The following is a 13,652-nucleotide window of genomic DNA, read 5'->3' on the forward strand; positions in this document are numbered from 1 at the left end:
GCCGGAGAAACTGCCCAACGTGACGAAAACGCAGGTCAGGACGGCGTTTCCCGCCGGCGTACCGGGCCCTCCCGGAGCCACCGGCCCAGCAGGCCCTCGGGGACCTCCTCGGCCGTCAGCGCGAAGCTGCGGTGGTCCGCCCAGCGGCCGTTGATGTGCAGGTACCGGGGCCGATACCCCTCGTCCCTGAAGCCGAGTTTCTCAACCACCCGCAGGCTGGGACCGTTCTCCGGCCGGATGTTGATTTCCATCCGGTGCAGCCCGAGGGTGCGGAAGCAGTGGTCCGTGGCCATGGCCACCGCGGTGGGCGCGATGCCCTGCCCGGCCCGGTCCTGGTCCACCCAGTACCCCAGCGTGGCCATCATGGCCGAGCCCCACACAATCGAGGAGACGGTCAGTTGCCCCACAATGACGGGTTCCCGGTGTCCCGGCGTCCAGGCAGCAATCACGAACGGCAGGGCCGTCGCCTGTGCCGCCTGGGCTTTCAGCGAACTCACCATCTGCCGGTAGTTGGGCAGGCCGCCCCCGGGAGCCGGGTTGGACGCCTCCCAGGGGGCCAGCCACTGCTCGTTCCGGGCGCGGAGGGCGCTCCACTCGCGGCGGTCACGGTACCGGATCGGCCGCAGGACCAGGTCGCCGCTCTCCAGCGTGACCGGCCAGGTGAAGCTGCCCCCCACGGGACTAGTGCGTCAGCCCGGCGGTGAAGCCCGGCAGCCACTCCCGCAGGCCCGGGCCCAGGTCTTCGCTATCGCAGGCCAGCTGGACGCAGGCCTTCAGGTAGCTCAGCTTGTCGCCGGTGTCGTAGCGGCGGCCGCGGAAGACGACGCCGTACACGCCGTAGCCTTCACCCTCGCCGGCGGCGAGTTCCTGCAGGGCGTCGGTGAGCTGGATCTCGCCGCCGCGGCCGGGCTCGGTGCGCTCCAGCACGTCGAAGACGGCCGGGTGCAGGACGTAACGGCCAATGATCGCCAGGTTGGAGGGCGCGTCTTCGACGTCGGGCTTCTCCACGAGGTGGTTGATGCGCACGTAGTCTTCGCCGTCGACGGCCTCGACGTCGGCGCAGCCGTAGGCGCTGATCTGCGAAGGGTCGACCTCGATCAGGGCCACGACCGAACCGCCGGTCTTGGCCTGCACCTCGATCATGGTGCTCAGCAGTTCGTCGCGGGCGTCGATCAGGTCATCACCGAGCAGGACGGCGAACGGCTCGTAGCCGACGTGCTGCTTGGCACGCAGCACAGCGTGGCCGAGGCCCATCGGGTCACCCTGGCGGACGTAGTGGATGTCGCCGAGGTTGCTGGCGGCCTGGATGGACTCGAGCTTGGCGGTGTCACCCTTTGCTTCGAGGGTCGCCTCCAGGGTGGGGACCCGGTCGAAGTGGTCTTCCAGGGCCCGCTTGCTGCGCCCGGTGATCATCAGGACGTCGTTGAGGCCCACCTTGACGGCTTCCTCGACCACGTACTGGATGGCCGGCTTGTCGACGACGGGCAGCATCTCCTTCGGCATCGCCTTGGTGGCGGGAAGGAAGCGGGTGCCGAGGCCCGCTGCGGGGATGACGGCCTTGCGGACGGAGGCGTTAGGTGTCTTCACCCGACTAATCTAACCGAGGGGGCAAACATCAGGTAATTGCCCTTACGGTGCGGCTGCGGCGTGTTTGCCCGGCCGGCGAGGCGAAGGAGCCACTGCATGGAAGCGCGCGACAGGGACACCAAGGAAGCGATCCGCACCCGGCACCGGCAGCGTCGGGCGGCAATGACGCCGGCGGCGCGCTCGGCGGCCGGTTCAGCCCTGGCCGTGCACGGCGCCGCGTGGGCGGCGTCGCTTACCGACGGCGGAACAGGCACCTTCGCCGCCTACCTGGGGGTCGGCTCGGAGCCGCCGACTCTTCCCCTGTTGGAGGCCCTGCACGACGCCGGGCATAGGGTGCTGCTTCCCGTCTGCGAGCCGGACCTGGAACTGAGCTGGGTGGTGTGGACGCCGCAGAGCGAATACGCGCGGAGCCGGTACGCGCCGCTTCAGGAACCAATCGGGGAACGGCTTGGCACCGATGCCGTGGCGGGGGCAGCCGGAATCTTCGTTCCCGCCACCGCGGTGGACCTCGACGGAAACCGGATCGGCCAGGGCGGCGGCTACTACGACAAGTTCCTCGCCGCCCTCTCGGCCCTGCCCGGGAACGACGGCAGCCACCCGGTGCCGACTGCCGGCGTCGTCTACGCCGATGAAGTGTTGCCCGCGGGCACCATCCCCGTCGAAGTCTTCGACCGGAAGGTCGGGGCCGCACTCACGCCCGACGGCCTTGTTCCCACAGTCGCCAGCCGCTGACGCCGCATATTCTTCCACTTGTTCGCGCGGTGATAGAATTAGCACTCAGGCCCTGTGACTGCTAATCCCCTGGCTCCCCGAGCCAGCCGCCCCCTCAAGGAGCGGACGGGAGGGACGCAGTACGGGACCTGCTCGTTTGTCCTAGAGGAGGAACCCAGTGCCCACGTACGCCTACGCTTGCAAGGACTGCAACCACGCCTTCGAGACCGTGCAGTCGTTCTCCGATGAATCGCTGACGACCTGCCCGGAGTGCCAGGGAACATTGCGCAAGAAGTTCAACAGCGTCGGAGTCGTCTTCAAGGGCTCCGGCTTCTACCGGACCGATTCCCGCGATTCCAAAGGCAGCTCCGTGGCGCCCGCCGCACCGGCTGCCACCCCGGCCGCGGCTCCGACCGCCGCCGCCAACTAAGGCACCTGCAGCTTCCCGCTGTAGCTTGTCCACATAGCCCGGACCGGGGCTAAGCCCGCCGCGTTCAGGCTCCTACCGTGAAGCCATGGCACCAGCAAGGCTTCACTTCTTTCGTACCGGGACTGCCCGCGGCCCATCCGTTGCGGGCCGGCCCGCGGGAGGACGCTTACTTACCTCCCGCCGGTCCTCCCCACGTCGCCTCCGTCGCTGGGTGGGGCGCAACCGCAGGCTGATCGCCGCCCTTCTGTTGTGCCTGGCCGCCGGGCTCGCAGTCCAGCAGCTTACTCCCGCTCCCCCGCCGACGGTCACGGCCTGGGCCGCGGCCGGGGATCTTCCGGCGGGGCGGCTCCTCGCCCCGGGGGATCTCAACGCAGTCCAGGTTCCGCCGGGGGTTTTACCTGACGCGGCCATTGACCCGTCGACGGCCGAGGGGCAGCAGCTGGGCATCGCGTTGAGCCGGGGGCAGTTGCTGAGCTCATCGTTCTTTGTCGGACCCGGCCTCTTGACCGGGAGCCCACCCGGTTCCGCCGCCGTACCGTTGCGCATGGCTGATCCCGCCTCGATCCAGCTGGTCTCCCCCGGTCAGCTGGTCAACATCGTGCTGACCGGCGGCAATGGGTTTGAGCAGGCGGCAACGTCGGAGATTCTGGCCGCGCGCGTCCCGGTGCTCTGGACCTCCGCCCGTGGCGGCAGGTCCGGGCAATGGCTCGACGTCGGCGATACGGACGGGCTGATGGTGGTTGCGGCCGACCCCGAGCAGTCCAGGAAGCTTGCCGGCGCGTCGACGCAGGGAAAGTTGTTTTTTGTCCTCGTTGGTCCCGGTGGGCCGTAGTCACGCTGCGGGCGTGCTGTTGCTCACCGTCCCGCGCCGGCGCTGCCCCGCCCCTGGTGTCAGCCCCAGTGCGGCGGCTTCTGTTCCTGCAGCCAGGCGTCGTGGTCATACCCGCCGGGCTCGTCGCCCCAGCGTCGGGGATCATCCTCCGCGGCCTTGGTGGGAAGGATCCCTGCCGGGGACGCGCTGTGTGCAGCGGCGCCTTCGGCCCGGGACGGCTGACCGGAAGCACTGGCTGCAGTCCGGTCCGCGTCCTGATCCGGGGTACCGGCACTCCGGCCCTCCCCGGCCCGGGCTGCCCTGTCGGTATCGATGGTGGCCGCCGTGGCGGGTTCCCCGTGGGCTTCGCCGGGATGGTTCCGGTTGTCGTTTGCGGCGCTCTGGTGACTGGTCACGTCCGCCTCCTTAGTACTGCTCGTAAATTCCTGCTGGTGCGCCGCGGCGGCCCAGGCGGTGGGCGCCTGGCCGGTGGCCGCATACGCGTCCCGGGCGCTCTCGAGCCCGAAACTTTCCATGTCGTCCGAGAAGCCCGGAGCGGTCCCGATCCGGGAGGACGCCACCGGCTTCTCCAATCCAAGGTACCCGCCAATCCGGTCCGCGCACACGGAGGGATCGGTAAAGACCTCGATGGTCCACAGCGGCATGTAGCGCCAGCCCAGGCGTTCCAGCAGCTGCGGCCGGAGCCGGCTGCGTTCGCGGACGGTCATCCGCCGGTAACGCTCGGTTCCGTCGGATTCGATGGCCACCGGACGCGGGATGTCGGCGTCGTCCTGTCCAATCGTGTGCAGTGGATCCGCAGCCGCCACCATGTCCAGGGCTCCGTCGTACTGGTGCCAGACGCGGGCGCCGCGGGCGCGGAGCCTGTCGCCGAGGTCCGTGACCAACGGGTCCGCACCGAGCGCCTGCTCGCTGGCGGCGGCGCGGGACGCGGGGCTGCCCAGGTCCGAGTTGCCGGCAATCTCCCGGTCGATCAGCTCGTAGAAATCCACGGCCCCGTGGCTCAGCCGGGAGCTGTCCAGATCCTCGGGCCGGAAGCAGGTCAGGACGTGGAGGGAGCGCCGGGCACGGGTCATCGCGAGGGCGAACTTGGCGCGGCCGCCGTCGACGGACAGGGGGCCCAGGCTGTGCAGCGCGCGGCCGTGCGGCGTGCGGCCGTAACCGGGCGAGAAGATCACCCGGTCGCGGACCAGGCCCTGCGCCCGTTCGAGGTCGACGACGCGGAACGATTCGGTGCCCGCGGTGAAGAAGCCCGCCAGCAGCGGGTAGTTCGGCAGCTGCAGTCGGATGGCCTCGCCGATCCGGGCGGCGTGCCGCAGGCTGCCGGTGACGACGGCGAGGGAGGTCCTCGGACGCAGCCTCGCGTGGTCGAAGACGAGTTCAACGACCCGGTTCACTTCGGCCAGGACGGACTCGACGCCGTCCTGGTCAGCGCTTGGGAGACCCGTTCCGTCCGGCAGGTATTCGACCGTGAGGGCGCGGTCCAGCCCGGTTGCGGACTGCCCCTCGGGCAGCCGCCGGAGTTCGCCGCCGTAGAAGTTCTTACTCAGCTGCCGGACCAGATCCTCGTCCACGGCTCGGTAGACGGTCCGGAGCCTGCGCACCGGCAGCACCGCCGCCAGGCTCTGGTAGGCGCTATCGACGCGGTGGTGGGAGCTCTCTCCCGCCGCGAGCCGCTCGACACCCACGGTAAAGGTTCGCGGGCTGGCGATCCTGTCATCGCCGAAGGCAATGACCTGGCGGGACCGCGCGACCGCGGGGAGGACTGCCTGCAGGGAGGTCGCCTCGGCGTCGAGGATCACCACCGCGTCGAAGTGCTGTTCGGCGGGCAGCAGGCTGGTCATCAGGTACGGGCTGATGGACCAGACGGGCACGAGCATGGGGATGAGTTCGGCAGACTGGGCGGTGAGCGCCGCCGGCGTGACCCGGCCGTCCTTGAGCAGGCTCCGCAGCAGTTCAGCCTGCCGCGGGTGCTCGGCCAGCGCCGCCCGCCAACGCTCCGCGAGCTTCCAGCGGAGCCGGGCAGCGCCGCTGGCGATGTGGGCGTTGTCCGCGAGACGGTATTCCGCCTCCAGTTGTCGGAGGGCGTCGCCGTCGGACATGGCGAGGTAGTCATCCCCGCTGATCATTGCCTCCAGCGCGGACTGCCACCAGGCGAGCTCGAGTTCGGCAGCGACGGAGTCCGCGGAGACCTCACGCTCGGCGAGGTCCGCCAGCAGCTCACCCAGGCCGTGCTCGCGCATGTTTTCAATCAGCAGCGTGCGTTCGGGCAGGGTCTCAAGGGTGCCGGTATCCGCCACCAGGCGGGTCAGCCGGTCGAGCAGCTCCGGGTACGGCGTATTCTGCACGTCGCCACCGTCGCGGGTATACCTGACGGCCTCGCCGAGGTCCTTGAGATCGGCGTCCAGTTCCCGGTACAGCGCCGACAACTCGCCCAACCCGGACGGCACCGCGGGGTGCCGCTGCGTGGTGGCGTACCCCGACCATGCCGCCCGCTGTTCCTGCACCAGGACCAGCGAACTGTGCAGATCGGCGATGTGGACGCCGGGCCGGACGTACTCCTTCGCGACCCGCCGCAGCCGGGACCGCTGCATCGAGGGCATATCAATGCTGCGCTCCCGCCGCCACGACGAGGAAGCGGTGGCCGAGATCAGGTCGTGGACCGGACGGTCGAAGATGTCCGGGGTGAATTTGTCCAGGCTTCCCCGCACGGCGACCAACAGGTCGATCTGGTCGCCCCACTCGGCAAAGGTGTCCCCCAGCCGGATTTCGGCGTGCTCGGCGACCTCGTTCATCCGGTCGCGGAGCCGCGGCAGCTTCTCCGCGACCGAACGCGCCACCTGCTGCGCTTCCTGCGTTTCCTTGCGGGTCAGCAAACGGGCGCCGTGCCACGGGCTCAGGGTCGAGGCCCGGCTGAAGCTGCCCAGTTCCGCGGCACGCCGCAGCCGCTCGGCCAGTTCCGCGCGGTCCCGGATGTTGTCCAGGACGCTGCGCTTGAGCCTGACGGTGGTCGCCGGGGCGGGATGGATCGCGGTCAGGGCCGCGAGCGACTGCATCGCCTCGTACGGGGAGCAGCCCCAGCGCTCCCGCACGTTGTGCAGGGAGGCCACGTGGTCCATCAGCGCGTGCCGGTGCTCGGTCAGGGTGGCGTGCAGGTTCTTCAGCTGCGGCTCGAGGGACTTCTCGTTGCGCACGATCGCGCGCACCAGCTGGCCCTTAAGCTGGAGCGGGGTAGTGCCCCCGGCCAGATGCACCAGCATCGAGTCCAGGCCCAGGGCTTCGAGCTGCGCGGAGACCTCGCCCAGGCTGGCGCGGCGGTCCCCCACCACCAGCACGCTTTTGCCTTCATCGACGAGGGTGCCGATGGTGTTGATCGCGGTCTGGGTTTGTCCGGTTCCCGGAGGGGCGCTGACCACCAGGGAGTCGCCGGCACGGACGGCATCCACCACATACTGCTGGTCGGCGTCCGCGTCGAGGAGCAGTAGCTCGTCGGCGGGGTTCCGCTCGTCCGTGCTGGCGAAGCGGCCGTCCTTGAGCTCGGGTACCTCCACGGAGTCGCCTGCCGCCACGCGGCCAAGGGCGGCAATGAGCTTGTTCTCCGGGTTGATCCACGGGTCGTCGAGGTTGCCGGAGAGATCGGCGAAGGTGGAGACGAGGAGGTTGTGCTCCACCTCGGCGCCGTGGATCGGCTGGATCAGTGTCGCGAGCCGGTCCAGGACGGGCAGCGGGTCGAAACGGGCGGTGCTGTAGGCCATCCGCGTCACGGCGTTGACGTCGAAGACGATGCCGTGGATGGTCTTCAGGTGACGGACCAGTGCCGGGTTGATCCGGGCCTGCTCTGTAAGTTGCAGCTCGTAGTCGTCTTCGCCGGGACGGACCGTGAGGGACACGGCCGTGAGCATGACCGGAGCGGAGACCCGCTGCGGCTTCCCGCCGACGGCCGAGGTCCAGACGACGGTGCCGGCCGAGAGGTACCCCGCGTCGATGCCCCGGTCGTTGGCCAGCTCAAAGATCTTCGAGCGCAGGTTCCGGGAGGCGCGCGCCGCCACGACGTACTGCTGGCGGTCACGGATGAGGGTGGACAGCCGCGTGCGCCGCCCGGCCATCAGCTGCGCCAGGCCCGACGGGTGGGCATGGGTCAGGTCGATGGAACCCTCGGGCGTCTTTGTGAAGCGCAGCATCGTGTCGGGGCCCGTGACGGGCTTCAGTCCCGACAGCCATTTCCTGAACTCCTCGGAGCCTTCGGGGTGGCCTTGACCAACTGACACTTCTGCCTTCTTTTCTGTGCTCACGGTTTCTGTGTTCGCGCGGAACGCCCTGGACCATACCGGCATGCCTTCGAGCGTAGCCCGGATCGGCCCGCCGGGAGGGGCCGCAACACTGGCAGGGGCCAAAATAGTGCGGTCGATTCCTCTCCACCGGCCGGAGGATTAAACGCCAAGGGCCGGCCTCCGGAGAGGCCGGCCCTTTACAAGGCTATTCCCACTCGATGGTTCCCGGCGGCTTGCTGGTCACATCCAGCACCACCCGGTTCACGCCGTCGACCTCGTTGGTAATCCGGTTCGAGATCCGGGCCAGCAGGTCGTACGGGAGCCGCGACCAGTCCGCGGTCATGGCGTCCTCGGAGGAGACCGGGCGCAGCACGATCGGGTGGCCGTAGGTGCGGCCGTCGCCCTGCACGCCGACGCTGCGGACGTCGGCCAGCAGTACCACGGGCATCTGCCAGACCTCGTTGTCGAGGCCGGCGGCGGTCAGCTCGGCGCGGGCAATCGCGTCGGCCTTGCGCAGCAGGTCGAGGCGTTCCTTCGTTACTTCACCGACGATGCGGATGCCGAGGCCGGGGCCCGGGAAGGGCTGGCGGCCGACGATTTCCTGCGGCAGGCCGAGCTGGGCGCCAACGGCGCGCACCTCGTCCTTGAACAGGGCGCGCAGCGGTTCGACGAGCTCGAACTGCAGGTCCTCGGGCAGGCCGCCGACGTTGTGGTGGCTCTTGATGTTGGCCGCACCCTCGCCGCCGCCGGATTCGACAACGTCCGGGTACAGCGTGCCCTGGACCAGGAACTTGATCTTGTCGCCGTGCGCAGCTGCCTCGGCGATGATGGCCCGCTCGGCCTCCTCGAAGGCACGAATGAATTCGCGGCCGATGATCTTGCGCTTGGTCTCGGGGTCGCTGACACCGGCCAGGGCGGCCTGGAAGCGTTCCTGCTCATTGGCGACGTAGAGCCTGACGCCGGTGGCGGCGACGAAGTCGCGCTCCACCTGTTCGGCTTCGCCTTCGCGCAGCAGGCCGTGGTCGACGAAGACACAGGTGAGCTGGTCGCCGACGGCGCGCTGGACCAGGGCGGCCGCGACGGCGGAATCCACGCCGCCGGAGAGGCCACAGATGACCCGGGCGTCGCCGACCTGCTCGCGGATCCGGGCGACCTGCTCTTCGAGGATGTTGCCGGTGGTCCAGTTCGGTTCCAGCTTGGCTCCCTTGAAGAGGAAGTTCTCCAGGACCTGCTGGCCGTAGGCGGAGTGCTTGACCTCGGGGTGCCACTGCACGCCGTAGAGGCACTTCTCCTCGTTGGCGAAGGCGGCGACGTCGGCGCCGGCCGTCGTGGCCAGGACCTCGAAGCCCTCCGGCGCCTCGTGCACGGAGTCACCGTGGCTCATCCAGGTGCTCTGGTGCTGCGGCATGCCTTCGAGGATGGAACGGCCCTCACCCAGGACGGTGGTCTCAGTGGCGCCGTACTCGCGCAGGCCGGTGCGGGCCACCTTGCCGCCCAGGGCGTTCGCCATGGCCTGAAAGCCGTAGCAGATGCCGAAGACCGGGACGCCGGCGTCGAACAGGTCCGCGCCGACGCCGGGGGCGCCCTCGGCGTAAACGCTGGACGGGCCACCGGAGAGGATGATCGCGGCGGGGTTCTTGGCCAGCAGCTGCTCGGTGCTGTAGGTATGCGGAACAACTTCCGAATACACATTCGCTTCCCGGACGCGGCGGGCAATCAGCTGCGCGTACTGGGCACCGTAGTCAACAACCAGGACCGGCCTTTGGGACGTCTGGGATGCAGTGGGTGTGGTCACCCCTCTAGCCTACTTTGCGCCCCCGCTCCCCCGCACATTCGCGGTGCGGCGGGTAAGCGAACTCACAGGCCGGCCGCGTCACGCGCGGCCGGTGAAGGTCAGCGGCGAACCGAGGCGGACAGTCTGCGGCGGCGCGGGGGCCGAGAAAGGGCTTAGTAGCGCTGTGGTGCCTGCGGGTTGGCGGCCAGTTCGGCTTCGACCTCGGCGTGGAACTTCTTCTCCACGAAGAACGAGAGGAACGGCACGACGCCGCCGAGGGCAAGGATGATCATCTTGCCGAAGGGCCAACGCATCAGGGACCAGAGGCGGAAGTTGGACATCAGGTAGACCACGTACATCCAGCCGTGCACGATCAGCACGGTGACCGAGACGTTGACGCCGCCGATGACGCCGGCCGGGTCGGCGTCGGCGAACCCGAAGCCGAACGGCTGCCCGGTGACCGCGTTGGTGCCGCCGGCGAAGAGGTACTGGCCGAAGACGTAGCGGGCGATCAGCTCGGCGCACAACAGCAGCAGCATGGAACCGGTGAGGTAGGCCAGCACCTTGTAGAACTTCAGCGCGGAGCGGATCTGGGCCTCGGTTCCGCCGAAGCGGCGCTTCTTGCCGGCGGGACGTCCCGGTCCGGCGGGCTGCTGCGGGTCGATGGCCGGTTTGGGCTCAATCATGATTGCACTCTCGGGTCGGTGGTGGTGTGGGTGGACGGGGTGTCGGTGTCCGGATGCGGCGGGTCCTGTCGTTCGGCCTGCTCGCGTTCCTGCTCGTCGAGGGCGTCCTCGAGGTCCCGGCGGTAGTCGTCCTTGACCAGCCGCCACCAGATGAACAGGGCGAACCCGGCGAACACCACCCATTCGGCGGCGTAGAAGAGGTTCAGCCAGTTGATGCTCTGTTGCGGCGGCTGGGGGCCGATGTCCAGGGCCTTCGCCGGCGCGGCAACGCTGACGTCGGCCCCGCCGGCGCGCTCGGCGCTGGCGGCGACGAAGCCGGGGTAGCTGCTGACATTCCAGACGTTGATCAGCTCGGCCGTGGAAACGGCGGTCGCCCGGCCGGGACCCGGATCGGTGTTGGGGACGGGCGCCTCGGACGGCATCAGCCGCCCGGTCAGGGAGATGGTGCCCGAGGGCGGCGCGGCCGCGTCCGCGGGATCGGCAACCCAGCCACGGGCAACGGCCAGCCAGGTTTCGGGGCTCGCGCCGGCACCCGTCAGCACGGGGGCCCCCTGGACGGCGAAGCCGGTGACAATCCAGTACCCCTTGGCGCCATCCTTGACCCGTCCGGGGACCAGGACCTGCTTCTGCGGGTCGTAGTGGCCGGTGGCGGTAACCACCTGGTCGGCCGCGGTGCTGGGGAAGAACTCGCCGGGCTTGAGGACGGCGGTCAGCGGTTTCGGGTCTTCGGTGGCGGTGGAAACCGGCGCCTCGGACCGCGTGGAGCGGCCGAACTGCCACTGGCTCAGCAGCACGAAGACCCCCGAGATCACCAGCGCAAAGACCAGGCCGGCAATCCAGCGGGGTTTGAGGGCGGTTTTCAACACCCCTTAACCGTACTTCGTCCGCCTGTAGAAGACCGAAACGGGCCTGGGAGTCCCGGCTGCCCCTAGAGTGGGGCAGCCGGGTCCCTGCGTGGCGACGAAGTCGACACGAAAGGGCCTGCCCCACTGTTAGTGGTCGAAGAACACCAGGGAGGAGTTGATCAGTTCGGCGATGACTTCCGGGTCGTAGGCCCGGCGCAGGGACTCCCGGAAGGATTCCTTGGACAGGGAGCGGGCCAGCGTGGCGAGGACCTCAAGGTGGTCGGAGAACGAACTCGCCGGCGTCGCGATCAGCAGCACCACGGTGGCTGGACCGTCGGCGGCGCCGAAGTCCAGCGCCTTGCCGTACTTGGTGATGCCCACGGCGATCGAGGTGCGGGAAACGAACTCGCTGCGGGCGTGCGGCAGCCCCACGCCGCCGGGCAGGCCGGTGGCCATCTGGTGTTCCCGGGCGTTGACATGGGAGAGAAAGCCCTCCAGGTCCGAGATCCGGCCCGCCTCGAACATCCGCTGCGCGAGCTGGGCGGAGGCGTCGTACTTGTCGGCGGCGTCCAGCTCCAGGATCACCATCTGCGGCGTGGTGAGGTCGGCATCGTACCGGTCCAGTGGTTCCGCCAAGAGCTGTCCCTTCGGTTTGGCTTCGTGCACGCCGGCCGGCTGGGGCCGTTCCCGCCCGGGTCAGCGCAACGGGACGATGTCCTCCACACCCAGCCGTGCGGCGTCGGCGGATTCGTCGTCCGGCTGTTCCTGGCTGAGCCGTTCGGCGTCCACCCGGGCCAGGTAGTGCTTGATTTCGCTCTCGCGCTGCGCATCGCTCCAGCCGAGAACTTCACCCATGAGTTTAGCGACTACCGGCGCGGCTGACACACCGCGGTCCCAGGCCTCGATCGAGATCCGGGTCCGGCGGGTCAGGACGTCCTGCACGTGCCGGGCGCCCTCGAACTTGGCCGCGTAGACCGCCTCGGCGCCCAGGTAGTCGTCGGCCCCGGGCAGCGGCTCGGCAAGCTCGGGGTTCTCTGCTATGAGGGCCAGGACTTCCGGGGCCATCGAGCCGTACCGGTTGAGCAGGTGTTCGACCCGGGCCACGTGCACCCCGGTCTCCTCGGCCATCCGGCTGCGCTTGTTCCACGCCGCCTTGAAGCCGCTGGCGCCCAGCAGCGGGATGGACTCCGTGCACGACGGCGGGACGCGTTCGTCCATGGTGCGGGTGGCCTCGTCCACGGCGTCCTTTGCCATCACGCGGTAGGTGGTCCACTTGCCGCCGGCGACGACGACAAGGCCGGGTACCGGGTGCGCCACGATGTGTTCCCGGGAGAGCTTGGCGGTGGAGTCGCTCTCCCCCGCCAGCAGGGGCCGCAGGCCGGCGTAGACGCCCTCGACGTCCTCCCGGGTCAGCGGGCGCTTCAGCACCTTGTTGACGTGCTCGAGGATGTAGTCGATGTCCTTGCTGGAGGCCGCAGGATGCGCCTTGTCCAGGTTCCAGTCGGTGTCGGTGGTGCCGATGATCCAGTGCCGGCCCCAGGGAATGACGAACAGCACCGATTTCTCGGTCCGCAGGATCAGTCCGACGGTGGACTGGAACCGGTCGCGGGGCACCACCAGGTGGATGCCCTTGGACGCGCGGACCTTCAGCTGGCCGCGGTCCGTGACCATGGCCTGGGTCTCGTCGGTCCACACCCCGGTGGCGTTGATGACCTGCTTGGCGCGGATGTTGAAGCTGGAGCCGTCCTCGTGGTCGACTACCTTGGCGCCGACCACCCGCTCGCCCTCCCGGAGGAAGTCCACAACGGCCATCTGGTTCACGGCATGCGCGCCGTAGTAGGCGGCGGTCCGGATGAGGTTCGCGACGTACTTGGCGTCGTCGACCTGGCCGTCGTAGTAGCGGATGGAGCCGACGAAGGCGTCGTTTTTCAGGCTGGGGGCGGCCCGCAGCGTTCCCCGCCGGCTCAGGTGCTTGTGGAAGGGGACGCCGCGGCTGTGCCCGCCGGTGATGGACATGGCGTCGTACAGGGCGATGCCGGAGCCGACGTAGGGCCGTTCGACGAAGCGTTTGGTCAGCGGGTAGAGGAACGGGACCGGACGGGCCAGGTGCGGGGCCAGGACCGAAAGGATCAGGCCACGCTCGTGCAGCGCCTCCTTGACCAGGGCGAAGTCGAGCATCTCCAGATAGCGCAGGCCGCCGTGGATGAGCTTCGAGGACCGGCTGGAGGTTCCTGCTGCCCAGTCGTTGGCCTCCACGATGGCGACGCTCAGCCCCCGGGTGACCGCGTCCAGCGCGGCTCCAGCGCCGACGATGCCGCCGCCGACGATGAGGATGTCGAGTTCCTTGCCGGGCTCCGCGGTTGCCCGCAACGCGGCCAGGGAAGCTTCCCGCTCGTCGGGTCCAAGCGCGCCTCCGGCCTTGGGAGCACCACCGGGAAAACTGTTCATCTCACGCCTCCATCCGGATCAAACCTCGTAGTGCACCACACTACGTCCAAGTTCGGCGGATGGGCAGGGGC

General features: G+C 69.1%; 11 protein-coding genes. 3 read left to right on the forward strand and 8 right to left on the reverse strand.

Features of this window, described 5'->3' with window-relative positions; translation table 11 throughout:
• Positions 1–35: 35 nt before the first annotated feature.
• On the reverse strand, positions 36–677 hold the full coding sequence (locus QWJ39_RS01005; protein ID WP_290255841.1) for a GNAT family protein: 642 nt from the start codon (positions 675–677) through the stop codon (positions 36–38).
• 4 nt (positions 678–681) lie between these two features.
• Positions 682–1,587 carry a UTP--glucose-1-phosphate uridylyltransferase GalU gene (gene galU, locus QWJ39_RS01010; protein ID WP_290255842.1) on the reverse strand — a complete coding sequence of 302 codons (906 nt, stop codon included), beginning with the start codon at positions 1,585–1,587 and terminating at the stop codon, positions 682–684.
• A gap of 96 nt (positions 1,588–1,683) precedes the next feature.
• Between galU and QWJ39_RS01015 the strand changes: the two genes are divergently transcribed.
• The 3 genes from QWJ39_RS01015 to QWJ39_RS01025 all read left to right on the forward strand — a co-directional run bounded on the left by QWJ39_RS01015 (position 1,684) and on the right by QWJ39_RS01025 (position 3,560).
• A complete protein-coding gene (locus QWJ39_RS01015; RefSeq protein ID WP_290255843.1) occupies positions 1,684–2,319 on the forward strand; it encodes a 5-formyltetrahydrofolate cyclo-ligase in 636 nt (211 codons plus the stop codon).
• Between the two features lie 157 nt (positions 2,320–2,476).
• Positions 2,477–2,728: an FmdB family zinc ribbon protein gene (locus QWJ39_RS01020; RefSeq protein ID WP_290255844.1), complete on the forward strand. Its 252-nt coding sequence runs from the start codon at positions 2,477–2,479 to the stop codon at positions 2,726–2,728.
• Between the two features lie 544 nt (positions 2,729–3,272).
• Complete coding sequence (locus tag QWJ39_RS01025) at positions 3,273–3,560, forward strand: RcpC/CpaB family pilus assembly protein (RefSeq protein WP_290255845.1); 288 nt, start codon at positions 3,273–3,275, stop codon at positions 3,558–3,560.
• Positions 3,561–3,619: 59 nt separating this feature from the next.
• On the opposite strand, the gene QWJ39_RS01030 is transcribed toward QWJ39_RS01025, so the two are convergent.
• From QWJ39_RS01030 to QWJ39_RS01055, 6 genes are all read right to left on the reverse strand, one after another.
• The gene (locus tag QWJ39_RS01030) at positions 3,620–7,825 is read right to left on the reverse strand and encodes a DUF4011 domain-containing protein (protein ID WP_290255846.1); all 4,206 of its coding nucleotides are present in this window, start codon (positions 7,823–7,825) and stop codon (positions 3,620–3,622) included.
• Between the two features lie 208 nt (positions 7,826–8,033).
• A complete protein-coding gene (gene guaA, locus QWJ39_RS01035) occupies positions 8,034–9,623 on the reverse strand; it encodes a glutamine-hydrolyzing GMP synthase (RefSeq protein ID WP_290255847.1) in 1,590 nt (529 codons plus the stop codon).
• Between the two features lie 152 nt (positions 9,624–9,775).
• Positions 9,776–10,288: a DUF3817 domain-containing protein gene (locus QWJ39_RS01040; RefSeq protein ID WP_290255848.1), complete on the reverse strand. Its 513-nt coding sequence runs from the start codon at positions 10,286–10,288 to the stop codon at positions 9,776–9,778.
• Positions 10,285–11,154 (reverse strand): SURF1 family protein, encoded by an 870-nt coding sequence (locus QWJ39_RS01045; protein ID WP_290255849.1) that lies wholly within the window; start codon positions 11,152–11,154, stop codon positions 10,285–10,287. Before QWJ39_RS01045 ends, QWJ39_RS01040 begins: the two co-directional genes overlap by 4 nt.
• A 126-nt stretch (positions 11,155–11,280) precedes the next feature.
• Entirely contained in the window at positions 11,281–11,769 is a 489-nt protein-coding gene (locus tag QWJ39_RS01050; protein ID WP_290255850.1) for a PTS sugar transporter subunit IIA, read from the reverse strand.
• A 60-nt stretch (positions 11,770–11,829) separates the two neighbouring features.
• A complete protein-coding gene (locus QWJ39_RS01055; protein ID WP_290255851.1) occupies positions 11,830–13,581 on the reverse strand; it encodes a glycerol-3-phosphate dehydrogenase/oxidase in 1,752 nt (583 codons plus the stop codon).
• Positions 13,582–13,652: the final 71 nt, after the last annotated feature.

Origin of the sequence: Arthrobacter sp. YD4 (assembly GCF_030410515.1) — a bacterium.
Taxonomy (GTDB): Bacteria; Actinomycetota; Actinomycetes; order Actinomycetales; family Micrococcaceae; genus Arthrobacter.